This is a genomic window from Agrobacterium sp. GD03872, assembly GCF_029840625.1.
Lineage (GTDB): Bacteria > Pseudomonadota > Alphaproteobacteria > Rhizobiales > Rhizobiaceae > Agrobacterium > Agrobacterium fabrum_A.
On sequence record NZ_JAOCCY010000003.1, the window covers coordinates 569223 to 589690 of the forward strand.

The 20468-nt window shown below is 60.5% G+C and carries 18 protein-coding genes; 9 read left to right on the plus strand and 9 right to left on the minus strand.

The window, feature by feature from the left end; translation table 11 throughout:
- Nucleotides 1–244 precede the first annotated feature (244 nt).
- From N5D22_RS10475 to N5D22_RS10490, 4 genes are all read left to right on the plus strand, one after another.
- A complete protein-coding gene (locus N5D22_RS10475) occupies nucleotides 245–1495 on the plus strand; it encodes a DUF3419 family protein (RefSeq protein ID WP_279656304.1) in 1251 nt (416 codons plus the stop codon).
- A complete protein-coding gene (locus N5D22_RS10480; protein ID WP_279656305.1) occupies nucleotides 1492–2211 on the plus strand; it encodes a class I SAM-dependent methyltransferase in 720 nt (239 codons plus the stop codon). The genes N5D22_RS10475 and N5D22_RS10480 overlap by 4 nt, the downstream gene beginning before the upstream one ends.
- 238 nt (nucleotides 2212–2449) lie before the next feature.
- Nucleotides 2450–3229 carry a GH25 family lysozyme gene (locus N5D22_RS10485; RefSeq protein ID WP_279656306.1) on the plus strand — a complete coding sequence of 260 codons (780 nt, stop codon included), beginning with the start codon at nucleotides 2450–2452 and terminating at the stop codon, nucleotides 3227–3229.
- A gap of 122 nt (nucleotides 3230–3351) precedes the next feature.
- A complete protein-coding gene (locus tag N5D22_RS10490) occupies nucleotides 3352–4578 on the plus strand; it encodes a lytic murein transglycosylase (protein WP_279656307.1) in 1227 nt (408 codons plus the stop codon).
- Between the two features lie 465 nt (nucleotides 4579–5043).
- Here N5D22_RS10490 and metF read toward each other — a convergent pair whose 3' ends face one another.
- From metF to ettA, 3 genes are all read right to left on the minus strand, one after another.
- Nucleotides 5044–5949 carry a methylenetetrahydrofolate reductase [NAD(P)H] gene (metF, locus tag N5D22_RS10495; protein ID WP_279656308.1) on the minus strand — a complete coding sequence of 302 codons (906 nt, stop codon included), beginning with the start codon at nucleotides 5947–5949 and terminating at the stop codon, nucleotides 5044–5046.
- Between the two features lies 1 nt (nucleotide 5950).
- Nucleotides 5951–6964 (minus strand): metalloregulator ArsR/SmtB family transcription factor, encoded by a 1014-nt coding sequence (locus N5D22_RS10500; protein WP_279656309.1) that lies wholly within the window; start codon nucleotides 6962–6964, stop codon nucleotides 5951–5953.
- 159 nt (nucleotides 6965–7123) lie between these two features.
- Nucleotides 7124–8773, minus strand: coding sequence for an energy-dependent translational throttle protein EttA (gene ettA, locus N5D22_RS10505; RefSeq protein ID WP_035220398.1), 1650 nt, complete (start codon nucleotides 8771–8773; stop codon nucleotides 7124–7126).
- A 148-nt stretch (nucleotides 8774–8921) separates the two neighbouring features.
- On the opposite strand from ettA, the gene N5D22_RS10510 reads away from it, so the two are divergent.
- The 4 genes from N5D22_RS10510 to N5D22_RS10525 all read left to right on the plus strand — a co-directional run bounded on the left by N5D22_RS10510 (nucleotide 8922) and on the right by N5D22_RS10525 (nucleotide 13764).
- Nucleotides 8922–9872, plus strand: a complete 951-nt coding sequence (locus N5D22_RS10510; protein WP_279656310.1) for an alpha/beta hydrolase — start codon at nucleotides 8922–8924, stop codon at nucleotides 9870–9872.
- 101 nt (nucleotides 9873–9973) lie between these two features.
- Nucleotides 9974–11176, plus strand: coding sequence for a CaiB/BaiF CoA-transferase family protein (locus N5D22_RS10515; RefSeq protein WP_279656311.1), 1203 nt, complete (start codon nucleotides 9974–9976; stop codon nucleotides 11174–11176).
- A complete protein-coding gene (locus N5D22_RS10520; protein WP_279656312.1) occupies nucleotides 11173–12822 on the plus strand; it encodes a thiamine pyrophosphate-binding protein in 1650 nt (549 codons plus the stop codon). Before N5D22_RS10515 ends, N5D22_RS10520 begins: the two co-directional genes overlap by 4 nt.
- 189 nt (nucleotides 12823–13011) lie before the next feature.
- Nucleotides 13012–13764: a HugZ family protein gene (locus N5D22_RS10525; protein ID WP_279656313.1), complete on the plus strand. Its 753-nt coding sequence runs from the start codon at nucleotides 13012–13014 to the stop codon at nucleotides 13762–13764.
- Between the two features lie 281 nt (nucleotides 13765–14045).
- On the opposite strand, the gene N5D22_RS10530 is transcribed toward N5D22_RS10525, so the two are convergent.
- The 3 genes from N5D22_RS10530 to N5D22_RS10540 form a co-directional block, all read right to left on the minus strand.
- Complete coding sequence (locus tag N5D22_RS10530) at nucleotides 14046–14387, minus strand: RidA family protein (protein ID WP_003494829.1); 342 nt, start codon at nucleotides 14385–14387, stop codon at nucleotides 14046–14048.
- Between the two features lie 49 nt (nucleotides 14388–14436).
- Nucleotides 14437–14775, minus strand: a complete 339-nt coding sequence (locus tag N5D22_RS10535) for a TIGR01244 family sulfur transferase (protein WP_279656315.1) — start codon at nucleotides 14773–14775, stop codon at nucleotides 14437–14439.
- Between the two features lie 116 nt (nucleotides 14776–14891).
- Nucleotides 14892–15725, minus strand: coding sequence for an aldose 1-epimerase family protein (locus N5D22_RS10540; RefSeq protein WP_279656316.1), 834 nt, complete (start codon nucleotides 15723–15725; stop codon nucleotides 14892–14894).
- 155 nt (nucleotides 15726–15880) lie between these two features.
- On the opposite strand from N5D22_RS10540, the gene N5D22_RS10545 reads away from it, so the two are divergent.
- Nucleotides 15881–17269: a L,D-transpeptidase gene (locus N5D22_RS10545; RefSeq protein ID WP_279656317.1), complete on the plus strand. Its 1389-nt coding sequence runs from the start codon at nucleotides 15881–15883 to the stop codon at nucleotides 17267–17269.
- A 68-nt stretch (nucleotides 17270–17337) separates the two neighbouring features.
- Here N5D22_RS10545 and N5D22_RS10550 read toward each other — a convergent pair whose 3' ends face one another.
- The 3 genes from N5D22_RS10550 to N5D22_RS10560 all read right to left on the minus strand — a co-directional run bounded on the left by N5D22_RS10550 (nucleotide 17338) and on the right by N5D22_RS10560 (nucleotide 20099).
- Nucleotides 17338–18543 carry an MFS transporter gene (locus N5D22_RS10550; RefSeq protein WP_279656318.1) on the minus strand — a complete coding sequence of 402 codons (1206 nt, stop codon included), beginning with the start codon at nucleotides 18541–18543 and terminating at the stop codon, nucleotides 17338–17340.
- Between the two features lie 47 nt (nucleotides 18544–18590).
- Complete coding sequence (locus N5D22_RS10555) at nucleotides 18591–19238, minus strand: TetR/AcrR family transcriptional regulator (RefSeq protein ID WP_279656319.1); 648 nt, start codon at nucleotides 19236–19238, stop codon at nucleotides 18591–18593.
- Between the two features lie 144 nt (nucleotides 19239–19382).
- Nucleotides 19383–20099, minus strand: coding sequence for a ParA family protein (locus N5D22_RS10560; protein ID WP_279656320.1), 717 nt, complete (start codon nucleotides 20097–20099; stop codon nucleotides 19383–19385).
- Nucleotides 20100–20468: the final 369 nt, after the last annotated feature.

Here is a 20468-nt window from a genome sequence, read left to right on the forward strand (position 1 = left end):
GGTTTCTTTCGTCGTCCTCGGGCCTGTCCCGAGGATCTGCAAGCTTTTGATTTTTACGATACGTGGCTGGATCCCCGGGACAAGCCCGAGGATGACGCCGCAACCAATGGAAGCCTGTCGGCAATCCGAGATTGGGGCTGGTTTTCCACCGTCTCCCTTATTCCCCACCCTTGCCCACAGCCCCTGTCATCAAATTGTAGTGTCACGGCTGTAGACGCCTCTCAATCGACTGAGAGGTGAACAAATGACGAGTGCGGCACCCAAGACCGGCTTCAGCAAGAACACGAAACTGAAGTCCGCATTGCTCCAGCACAAGGCACTCTCCAAAAGCGGACTGTCCGAGCGCTTCTTCGGCGTCCTTTTTTCCGGCCTCGTTTATCCGCAGATCTGGGAAGACCCGGAGATCGATATGGAGGCGATGGAGCTGGGCGAAGGTCACCGCATCGTCACCATCGGTTCGGGCGGCTGCAACATGCTGGCCTATCTCTCCCGCAATCCGGCCAGCATCGATGTCGTTGATCTCAACCCGCACCATATCGCGCTGAACAAGCTGAAGCTCGCCGCCTTCCGCCATCTGCCGGCGCATCAGGACGTGGTGCGCCATTTCGGCCGCGCCAATACGCGCAGCAACAGCCACGGTTACGACCGCTTCATCGCCGAGCATCTCGACGCCACGACCAAGGCTTACTGGTCGAAGCGCACCCTTTCCGGCCGCCGCCGCATCTCTGTCTTCGACAGGAATATCTATCGCACCGGCCTGCTCGGCCGCTTCATCGGCGCCGGCCATCTGATGGCCCGGCTGCACGGCGTGAAGCTCACCGAAATGGCCAAGACCCGCACGCTGGACGAGCAGCGCCAGTTCTTCGACAGCAAGGTCGCGCCGCTGTTCGACAAGCCGGTGGTACGCTGGCTGACGAAGCGCAAGAGCTCCCTGTTCGGCCTCGGCATTCCGCCGCGCCAATATGACGAGCTGGCCAGCCTTTCCGATAACGGCACGGTTGCCTCGGTTCTCAAGCAGCGACTGGAAAAACTTGCCTGCAACTTCCCGCTCAGCGACAATTATTTCGCCTGGCAGGCCTTCGCGCGCCGTTATCCCGAGCCGCATGAGGGCGCCCTGCCCGCCTATCTCAAGCAGGAATATTACGAGACGATCCGCAACAACACGGCGCGCGTCGCGGTGCACCACGCCACCTATACCGAGCTTCTCTCGCGCAAGCCGGCGAGCGCCGTCGACCGTTATATCCTCCTTGACGCGCAGGACTGGATGACGGACACGCAGCTCAATGAGTTGTGGTCGCAGATCAGCCGCACCGCCGCATCGGGCGCGCGCGTCATCTTCCGCACCGCGGCCGAAAAGAGCGTCATCGAAGGCCGGCTTTCCCCTGACATCCGCAACCAGTGGGTCTATCTCGAAGAGCGTTCCAACGAGCTCAACGCCATGGACCGCTCGGCCATTTACGGCGGCTTCCATATTTACGAGAGGGCTATGGCATGAGAACCGCCGGCGAGAATGTGGGCCTTGCTGACAGCGCGCATGCGAGCCTGATGGACCGCATGTATCGCCACCAGCGGCATATCTACGATATCACCCGCAAATATTACCTTCTCGGTCGCGACCGCACCATTTCCGGCCTCGACGTGCCGAAGGGCGGCTCGCTCCTGGAAGTCGGCTGCGGCACCGGCCGCAACCTGCTGCTGGCCAGCCGCAAGTTTCCGGATGCGAAACTCTTCGGCCTCGACATCTCCGCCGAAATGCTGCTGACCGCATCCGAGAATTTCGCCGGCAAGGCCGAACGCCCCAATCTGCGCGTGGCCGACGCCACGGCGTTCCGCGCTTCGGAATTCGGCCAGCCCGACGGCTTCGACCGCGTCATGATCCCCTATGCGCTGTCGATGATACCGGACTGGGAAAAAGCAATCGAACAGGCGCTCACGGTGCTGAAACCCGGCGGCTCGCTGCACATCGTCGATTTCGGCCAGCAGGAACAGTTGCCGGCGTGGTTCCGCACGCTTCTGCAGGCCTGGCTTACCCGTTTCCACGTCACGCCCCGCGCAAATCTCCGTTATGTTCTGGCCAACATGGCCGGCCGTTTTGACGGCAACCTCGAATTCGAGGAAATCGCCCGGGGTTATGCCTGGCGGGCTGTCATCACGCTTCCAGTCGTTGAAGCACAGCAGCCGAAAATCCACCGCATATTGGCCGACGCCTGATTCTCCTGGGGAATTGCGAATCCTCCAGGGCTGCAAGGAACGTCTCCTTCAACACTCCGGCCGCGCCGGATTTCGGTGCTGAAACCGCAAATCGCTTCAAATCCAGCGGCTTGCGAGGTGCAAAAAGCACGCTGCCTCTTGCCATATCAGTTTGTTTACCATGTTATGGCTAGATCGGGAGATTGCGGCGCGCCGTTTTGCGGCCGCGGGATGGGCAACAATAATCATCAGGATTCCAATGCGGCTGCGTTTATCGGCACTATTGTCGGCTTTGCTGTTGATCGGCGGCTGCACATCCACGAGCTACGACCTGCTGGAAACCGCATCCGTTTCCAAGCCGAAGTTCTCCGATACCGACCCGCAGGATTTCGGCATGAACAACCCGCACCGCCACGAGGTGCACGGCATCGACGTGTCCAAATGGAATGGCGATGTCGACTGGCAGACCGTGCGCAAGTCAGGCGTCTCCTTCGTCTTCATCAAGGCGACGGAGGGTTCAGACCGAATCGATCCGAAATTCGACGACCATTGGCGCAGCGCGGCAGCCGCCGACATTCTGCATGCGCCTTACCACTTCTATTATTTCTGCTCGACGGCGGATGCCCAGGCCGACTGGTTCATTCGCAACGTGCCGAAGGACGCCGTCACCCTTCCGCCGGTTCTCGACGTGGAGTGGAACCCCTCCTCGCCCACCTGCAAGACGCGCCCGGCGCCCGGCGTCGTCCGTGCCGAGATGCAGCGTTTCCTCGACCGCATCGAAGCCCATTATGGCAAGCGCCCGATCATCTATACCTCGGTCGATTTCCACCGCGACAATCTCGTCGGCCAGTTCAAGGACTACCATTTCTGGGTGCGTTCCGTCGCCGCCCATCCGGCCAAGATCTACGAAGATCGCAAATGGGCCTTCTGGCAATATACGGCAACCGGCGTCGTGCCCGGCGTGAACGGCCCGACCGACATCAATGTCTTTGCCGGCACGGAGAAAAACTGGCGAAAATGGATTGCTTCGGCCAAATAACACGGCCAAGAAGCAACACTTTCGAAAAATCGGCGTTGTTCTGCAATGTCAGATCGCTCAGTCCGTTTTTTTGTCGCAAACATATGGGTAAAGCGGGCCAACAACCTATCGAGGAAATCCCCATGCCCACGTTCCGGTCGCGCAGCATCGTTTTTGCCGCCGCTTTGTCGCTTCTTTCCACTGGCTCCGCCCTCGCCACACCGCCCGTGGCTTCGCCTGACGATCCCAAGCAGGTTGCCTGCGGTGGCGATCTCGGCGCATTCCTCGAAGGCGTGAAGACCGATGCACTTGCCAAGGGCATTCCGGCCGATGCGATCCAGAAGGCGCTTGCCGGCGCGCAGATCGACCCGAAAGTGCTCTCGCGTGACCGCGCCCAGGGTGTCTTCCGCCAGACATTCCTGGAATTCTCGCAGCGCACCGTCAGCCAGGCGCGCCTCGATATCGGCCGCAGGAAGCTGCAGGAACTCTCCTCCACCTTCGCCCGCGCCGAAAGTGAATATGGTGTGCCGGCCGGCGTCATCGCCGCCTTCTGGGCCATGGAGACGGATTTCGGCGCCGTTCAGGGCGATTTCAACACCCGCAACGCGCTGGTGACCCTTTCGCATGATTGCCGCCGTCCGGAACTCTTCCGTCCGCAGCTGCTGGCGCTGATCGAAATGGTCCAGCACGGCGATCTCGATCCCGCCGCCAATACCGGCGCATGGGCCGGTGAAATCGGTCAGGTGCAGATGCTGCCCAAGGACATCATCGCCTTCGGCGTCGACGGCGATGGCGACGGCCACATCAATGTCAAGAGCAGCGCCCCGGACGCCATCCTGACGGCGGCGAAATTCATCCAGCATCTCGGTTTCAAGAAGGGTGAACCCTGGATTCAGGAAGTTTCCCTGCCAGAAAACCTGCCCTGGGAAAAATCCGGCCTCGGCGGCCCGCTGACTGCCGGTGAGTGGTTCGCGCTCGGCGTCACCCCGCGCGATGGCAACAAGAACTTCGCCTCGCTGCCCGCCGCTCTCATCATGCCGCAGGGCCGCAAGGGGCCGACCTTCATCACCTATCCCAATTTCAACATCTATCTGGAATGGAACCAGTCGTTCATCTACACGACCTCGGCCGCCTATTTCGCTACCCGCCTGATGGGGTATCCCGTCTATAACAAGGGCAATCCCGAACCCGGTTTCGATGACGCGACCATGAAGGAACTTCAGACCAAGCTCGAAGCGCGCGGACACAATGTCGGCAAGGTGGACGGCATTCTCGGTTCCGGCACCCGTGTCGCCATCCAGAAGGAGCAGCAGCGTCTCGGAATACCCGCGGATGGCTGGCCGTCTGCGGCACTTCTGCAGGCGCTTTAACACGTCTTAACAGCGCTCTGCGGCCCTTAATCTGTCGGCCGGAATCAAGGCAGAAATCGTTAATCTCGACCGGATGACTGGGGATAACACCCCGGTCATTTACTTTTTTTAAACATATGAAGCAGTGCGTGATAAGAAAATAATCATTTGTTTTCAATGCATTGCAGAGTTTTCTTTTTTACGTCGCAAAAAAGTGTGCTGCACCGCATCACAAAAACCGCTTTTCAACTGCCACAAAACGGTCATATTATCGAACCTGTCAACAACAGGAGGCACCCATGGGACTTACAAAATCTCTCAATGCCTTGGCAGTCGGTTTGGCGTTTTTGTTCGTAGCGATGATGCTTTTCATCTGACGAGACGTGAAGACCAAACGCAGATAAGAACCGTAGATGACACGAGTTTAAAAAGCGCAGGCCCCGAGGGACCTGCGCTTTTTTCTTGTCCGAAATCGGCTGGCGGAAATCAGGCGGCGCTGCGGCGCAGACGCTCCAGACCGAGATTTTCAAGCACGGCATCAACCAGCGGCGCGCGGTTCATGGTGTAGAGGTGGAACTCATTGACGCCACGCCGCTGCAGATCGGCAATCTGCTCGGCGGCGACCTCTGCGGCGACGCGGGCGCGGCCTTCCAGATCCTCGTCATAGCCTTCGAAGCGCTCATCCAGGAAACCGGGAATGCTGGTGCCGCAACGACCGGCGAAACGCTTGAGCTGATGAAGATTCTGGATCGGCATGATGCCCGGAACCACCGGAATTGTGATGCCCGCCGCCGTGACCCTCTCCATATAACGTTCGAACACGTCATTATCGAAGAAGAACTGCGTCAGCGCCCGGGTCGCGCCATTATCCGCCTTGCGCTTCAGCATATCGATATCAACAGCTTCGCTTGCGCTTTCCGGATGCTTTTCCGGATAGGCCGAAACGGAAATCTCGAAATCACCGATGTCGCGCAGCCCCTTCACCAGAGCCGCCGCATTTTCGTAGCCTTCCGGATGCGGCTTGTAGGCCGTGCCGATGCCGGTCGAGGGATCGCCGCGCAGCGCCACGAAATGACGAACGCCGACATTGCGAAACTCTTCGATGACCTGATGCACGTCGTCACGGCTGGCATCCACGCAGGTCAGATGCGCGGCAGTCGGCAGATGGCTGTCGCCGATCATGCGGCGCACCGCATCCAGCGTCGGCGCCTTGGTGGAGCCACCCGCGCCATAGGTGACGGAGACAAAATCCGGATCCCATTTCTTCAGCTCGGCAACCGTTTCCCAGAGCTGGGTTTCCATCTCGGCGTTCTTGGGCGGGAAAAACTCGAAAGACAACCGGATATCGCCCCGGATTTCGCCATTGTGGCGCGCGGTTTCCGACCTCAACATATCATGCCCTCCCGGAGCCAAGTAAAACCACCTCTTGCGCCACATCGTCTGCCATCAGCAGCCGCTGGTCGCGGGCAACCCATATAGTGACGTCCAGAGCTTCGTCGGACGCTTTTTCAGAATGAAGATCGACGGCGCGCTCCAGAGAAAGCCCGGCCTTTTTCAACCATTCTTCCATCAGCGGATGCGAGAAACCGAGCCGCACATGCGCATGCTCCTCACGCAGATATTCGAAGGAATGCGGCGCCAGATCGATGACGATCAGCCGCCCGCCGGGACGCAGCATGCGCGCGGCCTCGGAAAGCGCGATTTCCGGCTGGTCGAGAAAATGCAGAACCTGATGGATGACGATCAGATCGAAATCCTGCCCCTCCAGCGGCAAGTTCAGAATATCGCCATGGCGGACCGAGGCGTTGCCCACACCCGCCTTGTCGAGATTGGCGCGCGCCACCGAGAGCATGTCGCGGCTGGCATCGACGCCGATCGCGCGGCGATAGATGCCGCTCAGAAGCTGCAGGATGCGGCCGGTGCCGGTGCCGAGATCGAGAAGAGAATCGATCGGGCTGGTCCCCACCAGTTTCAGCAACGCGCCCTCCACGGCCTCGTCGCTGACATGCAGACGGCGCAGCTCGTCCCAGGCAGACGCATTGCGGCTGAAATAATCCTGCGCCCGCTCCGCCCGCACCCGCTTGACGGTGGCAAGCCGTTCGCTGTCACGCTGGAGAACGGCATCGGAGGGTGATGCGGCGGCAAGCAGCTGCTGAACCACAATGGCGGGTTCACCATCCTGCCGCAGGCGGAAATAGGCCCAGGCGCCTTCCTGATAACGCTCGATCAGCCCTTCTTCCGTCAAAAGTTTGAGATGACGGGAGATACGCGGCTGCGACTGGCCGAGAATTTCGGTAAGATCGGTGACCGTCAGATCGCCGGCAGAAAGAAGCGCCAGCAAGCGGAAGCGCGTCGGCTCACCCGCCGCCTTCAGAAGATCCACCAGTTTGTCCAGACCAAACGCCACTCTGCCGCGCCTCGCGAGCTAATCAAGATATAAAGATATCTTTATGTCGATGTAGCGCTCGATGCAAGCGCAAAGTGTCCTGCGCCGCCATCAAGTCCATTACTGCACAAGAAAAGGCCCGCTTTACGGCGGGCCTTTCTGAAGCGATGCGGGAAAGGATCAGCGCGTCAGGCGCTTGTAGCTTACACGACCGGGCTTGATGCTTTCCGGGCCGAGGCGGCGGACCTTGTCCTTTTCGTAGTCTTCGAAGTTGCCTTCGAACCATTCCACATGGCTGTCACCCTCGAAAGCGAGGATGTGGGTGGCCAGGCGGTCGAGGAACATGCGGTCGTGGCTGATGATAACGGCGCAACCGGCGAAGGCTTCCAGCGCTTCTTCGAGCGCGGCAAGCGTTTCCGTATCAAGATCGTTGGTCGGTTCGTCGAGCAGCAGCACGTTGCCGCCGGCCTTCAGCATCTTGGCGAGGTGCACGCGGTTACGCTGACCACCCGAGAGATTGCCGACCTTCTGCTGCTGATCGCCGCCCTTGAAGTTGAAGGCGCCGCAATAGGCGCGCGAGTTCACTTCGAACTTGCCGAGCTTGATGATGTCGTTACCGCCGGAGATTTCCTCCCAGACGGTCTTGTCACCCGCCAGCGTATCGCGGCTCTGGTCGACATAACCGAGCTGAACCGTCTCACCAACCGTGACCGAACCGCTATCCGGCTTTTCCTGACCGGTGATCATCTTGAACAATGTGGACTTGCCCGCACCGTTCGGACCGATGACGCCGACAATGCCGCCGGGCGGCAGCTTGAACGAAAGGTTTTCGATCAGCACGCGATCGCCATAGGACTTGGTAAGGTTCTCGGCCTCGATAACCACGCGGCCAAGACGCTCGGCAACCGGAATGACGATCTGCGCATCGCCGGGACGGCGGTTTTCCGCCGCTTCCACCAGCTCGTCATAGGCCTTGATACGCGCCTTGGATTTCGTCTGGCGTGCCTTCGGGCTGGAGGCGATCCACTCGCTTTCGCGGCTGATGGCCTTCTGGCGCGACGCGTCCTCACGGGCTTCCTGCTGCATGCGCTTGGCTTTCGCCTGCAGGTAAGCGGAGTAGTTGCCTTCGTAAGGAATGCCGCGGCCACGGTCGAGCTCGAGAATCCAGCCCGTGACGTTGTCGAGGAAGTAGCGGTCGTGGGTGATCATCATCACGGCGCCGGGATAATCGCGCAGGTGCTTTTCAAGCCAGGCGATGGTTTCCGCATCAAGATGGTTGGTCGGTTCGTCGAGCAGCAGCAGATCCGGCTGCGACAGCAGCAGACGGCAGAGCGCCACACGACGGCGTTCACCGCCCGAGAGACCGGTTACGGCCGAGTCGCCGGGCGGGCAACGCAGCGCGTCCATGGCCATCTCGACCTGGTTTTCCAAATCCCAGAGATTCTGGCTGTCGATGATGTCCTGAAGCTTCGCGCCCTCATCCGCCGTTTCATCGGAATAGTTCATCATCAATTCGTTGTAGCGGTCGACGATGGCCGTCTTGCTCGCCACGCCTTCCATGACGTTTTCCATCACGGTCTTGTTTTCGTCGAGCTTCGGCTCCTGCTCGAGATAACCGAGGGTCGCACCTTCGGCGAGCCAGGCTTCACCGGTATATTCCTTATCGAGGCCGGCCATGATTTTCAGAACAGTCGACTTACCGGCGCCGTTGGGGCCGAGGATACCGATCTTGGCGTCGGGGTAGAAGGAGAGATGAACGTTCTCCAGAACCTTCTTCGCACCATAGGCCTTGTTCAGCCCGGCCATGTGATAGATGAATTGACGTGCCATTGTAGCGAATGCTCCACATCGGATTTTTAAGAGTACGTATCGGGAAATTTGCCGCTATGTAGGGTAAATAGGACCTTGGGGCAACCTCTGGCACGATTATGACCCCATGATTATGACAAGGGACACTATGACAGGCACGGGTGCGAGCATGAGTGAGACGACGGAAGAGTTGGCCTTCAGCCGGATCGAGAGGCTCGACGCCCCCTCCGGGGCGTCGCTTGCCTTTCGCCACCAGCCTTCCGCCCTGTCTCCCGCGCGCGGCGTGCTGATGATCTGCCACGGCCTCGTCGATCATGCCGGGCGTTATCGCCGCCTTGCCGACATCATGTCGAAGCAGGGTTTCGAGGTCTATGCCCATGATCACCGCGGGCATGGCCGCACCCGGGCAGCCGATGCTCCTCTCGGCCGCTTCGCCTGGAGGGACGGCGCAAGCAAGGCGATTGCCGATGTGATGGCGATGCGTCTTCTGGTGGGCGAAAGGCATCCCGGCCTACCCGTCATCCTTTTCGGTCAATCCATGGGCGGGCTCATCGCCCTCAATACCGCCGTCAGCCACCCCGACGCCTTCGATGGCCTGTCGATCTGGAACTCCAACTTCAATTGCGGCCTTCTCGGCCGCTTCGCACAGGTCGTGCTGCGTCTTGAAAAAATGCTGAAGGGCTCCGACGTACCGAGCGCCATCCTGCCGAAAGCGACCTTCCGCGCCTGGAATGCCAGGATGCCGGAAAAACGCACCCATGCGGACTGGCTGAGCCATGACAAGGCCGCGGTGGATGCCTATGCCGAAGATCCGCTCTGCCAGTTCGAGGCCAGCGTTTCGCTCTGGCAGGATGTCTTCGAACTGTCCTATCGCGCACCGAAGCTCATCGAGCGGCTGCCAAAGACTTTACCGCTCCTCCTTGTCAGCGGCGATCAGGACAAAGCCACAAATGACGGCCGGGAAATCGTCTGGCTGGCCGAGCGCTTCCGCGAGGCGGGTTTCAGCCATGTCGAACACACGATCTACAAGGGCATGCGCCACGAGACCCTGAACGAGATCGGCTGGCAGGCCGTCGCGGCGGATTTCGCCGCCTGGTGCGGCCGTGTCATCGGCGACTGAACGCGCTGTGCCGAAACGGAATAAGCCCATGAGATAAAATCACATGCGGCGGGGCAGGCAGCGGTCTATAAACCGGCAGACACAAGAATACCGGGGGACCGATGACCGACATGCCGAACAGGAAACCGCCGCTATCAGGCATTCGCGTCATCGAGCTGGCGCGCGTTCTGGCCGGTCCCTGGGCTGGGCAGATGCTGGCCGACATGGGTGCCGACGTCATCAAGGTCGAAAACCCCGAGGGCGGTGACGATACCCGCGCATGGGGACCGCCCTTCGTCGAAAGCGATGATGGAGAAAACCTCTCCGCCGCCTATTACCACGCCACCAATCGCGGCAAACGCTCCATCGTCGCCGATCTGAAGACGCCCGAGGGCTGCGAGCTGGTGCGCCGGCTGGTGCGCACCGCCGATGTCGTCATCGAAAATTTCAAGCGCGGCGGGCTTGCCAAATATGGCCTCGATTACGAGAGCCTGAGGGTCCTCAATCCGAAGCTGATCTATTGCTCCATCACCGGCTTCGGCCAGACCGGGCCTTATGCCGATCTCGCCGGATACGACTATATCGTACAGGGCATGTCCGGCTTCATGTCGATAACGGGCGAAGCCGACGGCCAGCCGATGAAGGCGGGCGTCGCGGTTGCCGATATCTTCACCGGCATCTATTCCGTGTCAGCCATTCAGGCGGCTCTGATCCATGCCATCCGCACCGGCGAAGGCCAGCATATCGACATGGCGCTTCTTGATGTGCAATCGGCCGTGCTCGCCAACCAGAACATGAATTACCTGATTTCCGGCAAGCCGCCCGTTCGGCTCGGCAACGCCCACCCGAATATTTCCCCCTATGAGGTGGTGCCGACGGCTGACGGTTTCCTGATCCTTGCGGTCGGCAATGACGGCCAGTTCCGCCGCCTCTGCACCATTCTCGGCATCGGCGCGATTGCCGATGACGAACGTTACGCGACGAACAAGGCCCGCGTGGCCCACAAAACGGAAGTCCGGCAGATCGTTTCCACCGAAACGCTGAAATGGCAGAAGCGCGATCTTCTGACCGCCTGCGAAAACAACGCCGTCCCCGCCGGACCGATCAATTCCATCGAGGAAATGTTCGCCGATCCGCAGGTGAAAGCGCGCGGCCTTCGCGTCGATCTGGAGGCGGAAGACGGCACCGTCATCCCCGGTGTCCGTACACCCATTATCATGTCGCAAACGCCGCTGCGCTATGAACGACCGAGCCCCAAGCTCGGCGAACATCAGGCGCAGGTGCTGGCCGAACTGGAAAACATCGAAAGGACCACGACGCCATGAAGAGAACAGGCGGACAGTTGATCGTCGAAGCGCTGAAGGCCAATGGCGTCTCCCGCGTTTCCTGCGTTCCGGGCGAAAGCTATCTGGCGGTGCTGGATGCGCTTTATGAAAGCGGCATCGAAACCGTGGTCTGCCGCCAGGAAGGCGGCGCCGCCATGATGGCCGACACCTGGGGTCGGCTGACCGGCGAACCGGGCATCTGCATGGTGACCCGCGGACCGGGCGCAACCAATGCCTCGGCCGGGCTGCACATCGCAAGGCAGGATTCCATTCCGATGATCCTGTTCATCGGCCAGGTGCAGCGCGAAGCGCGTGAGCGCGAGGCGTTTCAGGAAGTGGAGTATCGCCGCGCCTTCACCGAATTCGCCAAATGGGTGGGTGAGATCGACGATGCCCGCCGCATCCCTGAATTCGTCACCCGCGCCTTTGCCGTCGCCACCTCCGGCCGCCCCGGCCCGGTGGTGCTGACGCTGCCCGAAGACATGCTGGTGGAAGAGGTCGAAGCGCCCAAGGCAAAGCCCTATACCCCTGTCGAGGCGCATCCCGGCCCGTCACAGATGGCCGCCTTCGCAAAAATGCTTGATGAGGCGAAGCGCCCGGTCTTCATCATCGGCGGCACCCGCTGGTCAGAGGAAAGCGTCGCAGGCTTCAAGGCTTTTGCGGAAAACAACAAGCTGCCCGTCGGCTGTTCCTTCCGCCGCCAGATGCTGTTCGATCATCTGAGCCCCTCTTATGCGGGCGATGTCGGCATCGGCATCAATCCGGCGCTGGCCAAGGAGATCAAGGAGGCCGATCTCGTGGTGCTGCTCGGCGGCCGCCTCTCCGAAATGCCGTCTTCCGGTTATACGCTGCTCGACATCCCCTACCCGTCGCAGAAACTCGTCCATATCTATCCGGAAGCCGAAGAGCTTGGCCGCGTTTACCGCCCCGATCTCGCGATCTGCGCTGCACCGGATGACTTCGTTGCCGCCCTCTCCTCGCTTACGCTTTCCGCAAATGCATGGGCGGATCGCACCGCCGCCATGCATGCGGCCTATCTCACCTGGTCTACGCCGCCGAAGACCGGCCCCGGCGCTGTGCAGATGGGTCCGATCATGGACTGGATCGAGGCCAATGTGCCCGAGGATGCGATCTTCACCAATGGCGCAGGCAACTATGCCACCTGGGTCCATCGCTTCCACCGCTTCCGTCGCTTCAACACGCAATCGGCTCCGACATCAGGATCGATGGGTTACGGCCTGCCGGCGGCGGTCGCAGCCAAGCATCTGTTCCCCGAGCGCGAGGTGATCTGCTTTGCCGGCGACGGCTGTTTCATGATGCATGGACAGGAATTCATCACCGCCGTGCGTTACGGCCTGCCGATCATCACGGTACTGGTCAATAACGGCACCTACGGCACGATCCGCATGCATCAGGAACGGGAATATCCCGGCCGTGTCAGCGGCACCGATCTTGTCAATCCGGATTTCAACGCCTTTGCCAAAGCCTATGGCGGCCACGGCGAAACGGTGGAAAGAACGCAAGACTTCGCCGCCGCCTTCGAACGGGCGCGGGCAAGCGGCAAGCCGGCCATCATCGAGGTGAAGCTGGATGCGGAAGCGATCACGCCGACGCGTACCCTGACGCAGATCAGGACCGGAAGCTGATATTACGCATGGACACGGCTCCGGCATGGTGTAAATCCTGACGCTCGCACGACGTCATCCTCGGGCCTGTCCCGAGGATCCAATCACGTATCGTAAAGTTCATCGGTTGCAGATGCTCGGGACAGGCCCGAGCATGACGAAGGAGGGGTCTCACACTTCTTTCAGCAGCCCTTTGGATCAGGAAACGACATGCCGGATGCAGCCCCTCCCGTCATCACCCCGCGCGGCGCAAAGATCGAGCCCTCGGCCGGTGCGCCTTTCGAGGCCGTGCGCGTGGCCCGGGATGTGCTGCACACTTCCCGCACGGCAGCGCTTGCAACCCTCGACCCCATCAGCGGCTATCCCTATACGACCGCCACCAATATCGGCATCGAACCGGACGGCACGCCGTTCTTCTTCGCGGCGGGGCTGACGCTGCACGCCCGCAACGTGGAGACAGACGCGCGCATCTCGCTGACACTCGCCCCCTTCGGCAAGGGTGACGCGCTGACGCTGCCGCGGCTGACACTGGTGGGCAGGGCGGATCAAATCGGCCCGGACGAAGTGCCGCTCGCCATCGCGCGCTACATTGCCCGTTATCCCAAAGCGAAACTTTATCTCTCCCTTCCCGACACGCGACTTTACCGGCTGCGGACGGAAGGCGTGCAGATCAATGGCGGCCCGGCCCGCAACGCCAGCAACATCACCCCGGCCGATCTGCGCACCGATCTGTCAGGCGCAGACGAACTGATGGCGGCGGCGGAAAGCGAAGCGATCCGCCTCAACGCCATCAAGGGCGAAGCGGCCCGGCTTGCTGTTCTCGCCGGCGCAAAGACTGGCCGCTGGGCAATCACCTCTATCGACCCTGAGGGCATCGATCTCGCCTCGGCGAGCGATCTGGCCAGGCTGTGGTTTGCGGAGCGGGTGACGACGTTGAAGCAGTTTGAGAAGGCGCTTGCTTAGCCGGTGAGGTGACGGACGCAAGCGATTCAAAAAAAATGAAAATTGCTTCTACTTGGCATTTTGTGGCCATGTCGCCACGCCGCGCCGTCACCCCGGACTAGATCCGGGGTCCAGCGCGATCAAGTCCTTGATCGCGAAAGACTCTCTTCACGGCGCAGACGCGCCGTGGCTGGATGCCGGGTCAAGCCCGGCATGACGAGGAGGGTTTTGACCCCATCCCATCAAAAAAGGCCGGGCCGCATTCCGCGACCCGGCCCCTTCTTAAAAACTCAGACGGATGCTCAGAGAGCAGCGGTCACGATGAACTCAACCTTGTAATCCGGCGTTGCCAATGGTGCACCGCTGGTGGCGCGGGCCGGCGGGTTTGCCGGGTCGATCCAGCCTTCCCAGACGGCGTTCATTTCGCCGAAGGTGGACATGTCGGAGAGATAGATGATCGTCTGCAGGATCTTCGACTTGTCCGAACCGGCAGCAGCCAGCAGGCGGTCGACTTCAGCGAGAGCGGACTTGCTCTGTTCCGTAACGCTCGTGCCTTCGCCAACCTGGCCGGCCAGATAAACGGTGTTGCCGTGAACGACGGCGCCGCTCATGCGCTTGCCCGGCTCGATACGCTTGATGGTCATGGAAAACTCCTGTTGATTGGCATTTGAAAATAGAAGAATGCGCGGAAAATCAGCCGCGCAGGTGATGGGTCTTTTCGTAGATCGCCGTCGAGCGCGCGCCGGAACGGCAATAGCCGAGCATCGGGCGCTGCAATTCGTCCAGCGCATCGACCATGCCGGCAACGGCATCCGCATCGACGCCATAACGGCCGACCGGCACATGCATGATGGTGAGGCCAAGCTGCTCGGCACGCTCGGCAATATCGGCGAAAAGCGGCTGGCCTTCTTCTTCGCCGTCAGGGCGGTGGCAGACGATCGACTTGAAGCCGAGCGCCTTGATCTCGTCGAGATCGGTGACGCTGATCTGTCCCGTTACCGAATATTCGTCGTCTATGCGCCTGATATCCATGTTTGCCTCCGCTGAAACCGGCGTCCGCGCCGCCGGCTGTCATCCTTGAAATCCGCATCCGATGTAAGCGGTCAAACCCCATGCGTCAATGACGGCGCACCGTCATTCGCTACAGTTCAGAGGATGGAAAAGCGCAGGCCGAAGGAACGGCTTTCGCCCGGCTGGAGAATATTGAACTCGCCGGAAGCCTCAAGCTCGCTCCGCCCCACCCAGCGATGCGATACAGGCTCGATGCCGAGCACATTGGCCGGCGCCTGCTGGTTGCGCCACATCTGCAGATAGGGCAGCGTTTCCGTGCGAAAACGCACGGTCAGCGTCTTCCCGCCAATGGCCGCAATCGGTCCGAGCGCGAGCGACGCCCACTCGTCATCACCGGCGGAAACGCAGAAAACATTGCCCGGCTCCTCGCCGAAACGCCAGCCGTGGCCGCCGCCTTCCAACATCGCGCCTTCAAGCCGCACGGCATCGTCGAAGAGGCGTGCACCGATATTCATATGATACATCAGAAACACCGGGACCGGCCGCGCCGAGGTGTTGACGATCTTATCATCAAGGCTGACTTCGCCGCTTTCCCCGTCGATACACCATGTCCGTTCCAGAAGGGCAGTGCCGCCATCGGCAAGCTTCACGGGAACCTCGACGCGCGCCAATGCATTGGACTCTTGAACATCGAACGCGATGGTCGTCGCGGGATGGGAGGAAAACGATCCATGCAGCGGATATCGACGCCCCTCCCCGTCGCCATCGATCGGCTCGGGGTGGCGGATATGGTCGGGGCCGCAGGTGAACAGAAAACCTTCCAGCGAGTGGTCGATGCGCGCATCGCCGTCGTCGGGAATGGCGCGGCCGGGTGCGATGTCGACGCCATCGACGACACAGGCGCCGATATCGAAAACGGAGGTTTCATCGAGGAAAATGCGTGGCGATCTGCCGGCCTGAAACGAACGCAAGATAACCTCCCTGTGGCGATAAAAACGCATGAATCACGGAAACGCTACTAGTCGTGACGGAAATTAAGATTGCATTAACCGCGAATTCACCTTTTTCACAATAGGGTCAAGATTGCGGTGTGTTTATCGGTGAACAAGCAAGGGATAGCAGAATCGTGAAACAGTTTCTTAACGCAGCTCTGGGTCTGACAGTCGCGCTGGCGGCAGCCATCGCCCCGCTACAGGCTGGCGCGCAGCAGCGTTATGGAGATCAGCAGACGATGCTGGTGACCCCTGATGGTCGCGTGCTCGACTTCATGCCGGAGCGCGGCGATATCGTCATCAGCCGCGATGCGATGGGACGCACGGTGTTTTACGACCAGTACGGCAATCTCCTCGCCACCGAAATGCCCTCCGGTTACCAGCAGCGGCAGCAGGCGCGCCAGCGCGACACCACCTATTATCCGCCCGCCCCCGGCGGCCAGTATCGTGAGCCGCCGCGCGACTACGGCTATCAGGACAACGGCAGCGTGCGCGATTACCGCGAATATCGCGGCGACGGCTCCGACGACAATTTCTATACCGGCTCCGTTCCCGCACCCGGCACGGTTGAAAGCGGCCCGCTCGGCCAGCCAATGCCCGGCGAAAGCACCACGGCCGCCGTCCCGCAGCCGGAACACCTGATCGAGCGGCATACTCCTGTCACCACACCGGTCAATCGCTCGCGGCAGGAAATCGTCGCGCTCCAGACATTCCTCGACCGTGAAGGCATCTCGCCCGGCGTTATCGACGGCAAGATGGGCGACAACGTCAACAAGGCGATTGCCGCCTGGCAGGACATGACCGGCGAGAAGCTCGACCCCAACAATTCCGATGACATTCTGGAGCGTCTGCGCGCTTCCGGCGGCATGCCGATCGTCGACTACACGATCACTGCCGCCGACGCCGCCGGCCCCTATGTCGCCTCCATCCCGGACGACTATGCCGAGAAGTCGCAACTGCCTGCCCTGTCCTTCACCAAGACTTCGGAAGCGCTCGCCGAACGCTTCCACATGGATGAGAACTATCTGAAGGAACTGAACCCCGGCATCGATTTCTCCGTTCCCGGCACAATCATCAAGGTGGTCAATCCGGGCGAGACGAAAAAGGGACAGGTTGCCCGCATTGTCGCCCATAAGGGCATCAAGCAGGTCTTCGCCTATGGTCAGGACGGCAATCTGATTGCCGCCTATCCGGCCACCATCGGTTCCACGGACACGCCCTCGCCGAGCGGCACGCATACGGTCGAGCGTATCGCGCTCAATCCCGGCTATACCTACAATCCGAAGATCAACTTCAAGCAGGGCCAGAACGACAAGATCCTGCAGATCCCGCCGGGTCCGAACGGTCCGGTCGGCACGGTCTGGATTGCGCTGTCGAAACCGACCTACGGCATTCACGGCACGCCGGAGCCGTCCAAGATCGGCAAGACCAACAGCCACGGCTGTATCCGCCTGACCAACTGGGATGCGACCGAACTGGCGAAAATGGTCCGCCCCGGCGTGGTGGTCGAATTCGCGGAATAGGATCGACCGAAAGAAAAAGAAAAAGCCCGGCGGTTTGGTCCGCCGGGCTTTTTTTATTTGGTGGCGTTTCAGTCGCGTTTTTCCGTGAGGAAATAAAGCAGGGCTGCCACCGGCAAGGCGAAGCCGATCCACGAGGCGGCTTGCCATTCGCCGACGGCATAGGCCCAGCCGCCGACGGCGGAACCGATTGCGCCGCCCATGAAGAACGTCGCCATATAGATGCCGTTCAGGCGGCTGCGGAATTCCGCTCCGAGCGTGAAGATGGCGCGCTGGCCGAGCACCAGATTGGTGGTGACGCCGAAATCAAGAACGATGGCCGCGACGACCAGAATGGCGAGCGCCAGATGCGAGCCTTCCGGTGCAAGATGCGTGACGGCGAAGGAGAGCGCCACCGACGCCAGTGCAAAGAAGGTGGCCGCACGCGTCCAGCCACGATCGGCCATCCGCCCGGCAATCGGCGCAGCCACGGTGCCGGCCGCACCGGCCAGCGCGAAAAGCGCGATTTCACCCTGACTCAGATTGAAATGCGGTCCGCTCAGATAAAGCGGTGTCGTGGTCCAGAACAGGCTGAAGGCCGCAAACAGGAAGGCGTGGTAGATCGCCCGCCGCCGCAGGATCGGCGTGTGCAGCGCAAGCCTGCCCATCGAGGCCATCAAGGCGCCATAGCTCAGCCGCGCATCCGGCATGCGGACGGGCAGACGCCGGAAAAGCACGACGGCAAGAAGCGCCATGACTGCCGCTGATGTCAGAAACACACCACGCCAGGAAACCACTTCCGACAGCAGGCTGGAGACCGGCCGCGCCAGCATGATGCCGGCCATCAGCCCGCTCATGACATTGCCGACCACCCGGCCGCGAATGGCGTGCGGCGCCATATGGGCGGCATAGGGAACGATGACCTGCACAGCCACCGAACTGACGCCGACCAGGAAGGCGGCAATCAGAAACGGCGCCGCATGCGGCGCGAATGCCGCCGCCACAAGGGAAAGCACCGCCATCCCGACGGAACCGACCACCAGCTTGCGGTTTTCAACGAGATCGCCAAGCGGCACGACAAACAGCAGACCGATACCGTAACCGATCTGGGTCAAGGTTACGATCAGACCCGTCGCACCGGCGGAAAGACCAAGCTCCGCACCGATGATGCCGGCCAGCGGCTGGCCATAATAAAGATTGGCGGCAATCAGTCCGCAGGCTGTCGCCAAGAGGAAAGTCAAAGCAGGGGAAATGGATGTTGCCTCAGCATCATCCCCATCAATTACACGCATCGTCATCACTTTTCTCCAATATGGAAACAATCGTTTCCTAAATAGTCACAAAATCAATCGGCAAGCTTCATGGCGATATCCACCACGGCCACCATGTCTTTGAGGCTGCGCCCCGTCTTTCCCACCACCCGCATGCCATACATCATGCACAGCATCGCCCGGGCTAGATCGTCGGGATCGGCCTTCGAACGCACGGAACCATCCTTCTGCCCTTCGGCAACGAGACGGGCGACGATCCGCTCCCTCGCCTTCACCGCCCGCTGGACCACGATTGCAATATCGTCGTCCAGAGCCGCCAGATCGGCAGCGGCGCCAACCACCAGACATCCGTCAGAGCCGACACCGCCATGCGACCGTTCCGCATAGAACATCAGGCCTGCCCTCAGACGCTCATAACCGGTATCGAAACCGGCCACCGCCGCCTCGAAACGCTCGGTCTGCACGATCCTGTAACGCTCCATCGTGGCGATGAAGATGGCCTTCTTGTCCTTGAAAGCCTTGTAAAGACTGCCCTGCGCCAGTTCCATCGCATCGGTGAGATCGCCGACGGAGGTGGCGTGATAGCCGCGTCTTGAAAAGACGCGGATCGCACCATCGAGCGCACGGTCGACGTCAAACTCGCGTGGCCTGCCGCGATGGCGCTGTTCCTGGGAATTGGGTCGGGTGATATTGGTCATGATCCCTATATAGAAAACGATCATTTCCAAATCAAGCGAATAATTGAGGACAGTGAAAAGTGGCGGCCGCTAGCCGCACACGGGCGACAGACCGCCCGTCAGGAAGCCGTGGTCTCCCGTTTGCGGTGATGAACCCCGCAAACGGAGTGAATGTTTAGAGCCCGTGTTTCAGGCGGCCTTGCGGGTGAAAAGGCGCATGGGTTGCGTGCCGAACCGCATAGGCCGTTTTGGCAGAAGGTCGAGCACGTCGCCCGCGAATGCCTTCGCATTCTCCACCGCCTTGTCGATATTGCTGACCTTGTCCTTGTCGAGACAGAGGAGCGTGCCGCCATAGTCGAAAATATCGCGATAGGCCGCTCTCTCGACAATTGCGGTATTCAGAACCGAAACATTCTTCTCAGCCAGCAGCATCTTGACGAGAAGGAGCGAGCGCGTCGCCACCATGGCGTTGACCCGCGTCAAAACGATCGAGTGGGCAATCGCCTTGCCCATCTTGCGGTTCAGGAATTCGATGTGGTCCAGAACCTCGGCGGCCCCGCGCGCATCCATGGCTGAGCCCTGAACCGGGATCAGCACGTGATCGGAAATGCCGAGCGCCATGGTCAGAAGCGGGGTTTTCGCCCCCGGCAGATCGATGATGAAACAGTCGGTATTAACAGTGTTTTCGCGAATATGGCCTTCGATGGAGGCCATCGTCACATGCGAAATCACCGAGAGATTTTTGATCTCGCCTGATAATTCGTACCAGCGGGAAATCCACAATTGCGGATCGGCATCCAGAACCGTCACGCGGTGGCCGCTGCGGGCGAGTTCAGTCGCCAGAAGCAGCACGGCCGTGGTTTTTCCCGCGCCGCCCTTGGTGTTGGCAAAAGTAATGACAGGCATGATATCCCCTGTTGATCAGAGCCATTTCATGCTCATTCACGCACCGAGCCAATCATGGTGCTTTCCATAACCTTTACGAACATGGTTAAGAAAAGGCTAAGAACGATTATGCGCCGCAACAAAAAGCCCGCGACTGGATCATCGCGGGCTCTATGGATTGCGGGTCGTATCTCAGCCCTGCCCTGATGCAGGACACGATGTTGCAGCACGGTTTCTTCTCCCCGCCGGGGAGAAGGTGGCCCGAAGGGTCGGATGAGGGGGCCAGCTCTCGATCTATCGCTGGCCTTGCCCCCTCATCCCGCTGCCGCGACCTTCTCCCCCTCGGGGAGAAGGCGAAAACCGCACCCGCTAGGGCTCTCATAAACCTAG

Coding starts and splice junctions, on each gene's coding strand:
- N5D22_RS10475 (WP_279656304.1), top strand. CDS start 245: ATGACGAGTGCGGCACCCAAGACCGGCTTCAGCAAGAACACGAAACTG.
- N5D22_RS10555 (WP_279656319.1), bottom strand. CDS start 19,238: ATGATCGTTTTCTATATAGGGATCATGACCAATATCACCCGACCCAAT.
- N5D22_RS10550 (WP_279656318.1), bottom strand. CDS start 18,543: ATGACGATGCGTGTAATTGATGGGGATGATGCTGAGGCAACATCCATT.
- N5D22_RS10515 (WP_279656311.1), top strand. CDS start 9,974: ATGACCGACATGCCGAACAGGAAACCGCCGCTATCAGGCATTCGCGTC.
- N5D22_RS10490 (WP_279656307.1), top strand. CDS start 3,352: ATGCCCACGTTCCGGTCGCGCAGCATCGTTTTTGCCGCCGCTTTGTCG.
- ettA (WP_035220398.1), bottom strand. CDS start 8,773: ATGGCACGTCAATTCATCTATCACATGGCCGGGCTGAACAAGGCCTAT.
- N5D22_RS10485 (WP_279656306.1), top strand. CDS start 2,450: ATGCGGCTGCGTTTATCGGCACTATTGTCGGCTTTGCTGTTGATCGGC.
- N5D22_RS10560 (WP_279656320.1), bottom strand. CDS start 20,099: ATGCCTGTCATTACTTTTGCCAACACCAAGGGCGGCGCGGGAAAAACC.
- N5D22_RS10480 (WP_279656305.1), top strand. CDS start 1,492: ATGAGAACCGCCGGCGAGAATGTGGGCCTTGCTGACAGCGCGCATGCG.
- N5D22_RS10510 (WP_279656310.1), top strand. CDS start 8,922: ATGAGTGAGACGACGGAAGAGTTGGCCTTCAGCCGGATCGAGAGGCTC.
- N5D22_RS10520 (WP_279656312.1), top strand. CDS start 11,173: ATGAAGAGAACAGGCGGACAGTTGATCGTCGAAGCGCTGAAGGCCAAT.
- N5D22_RS10525 (WP_279656313.1), top strand. CDS start 13,012: ATGCCGGATGCAGCCCCTCCCGTCATCACCCCGCGCGGCGCAAAGATC.
- N5D22_RS10530 (WP_003494829.1), bottom strand. CDS start 14,387: ATGACCATCAAGCGTATCGAGCCGGGCAAGCGCATGAGCGGCGCCGTC.
- metF (WP_279656308.1), bottom strand. CDS start 5,949: ATGTTGAGGTCGGAAACCGCGCGCCACAATGGCGAAATCCGGGGCGAT.
- N5D22_RS10535 (WP_279656315.1), bottom strand. CDS start 14,775: ATGGATATCAGGCGCATAGACGACGAATATTCGGTAACGGGACAGATC.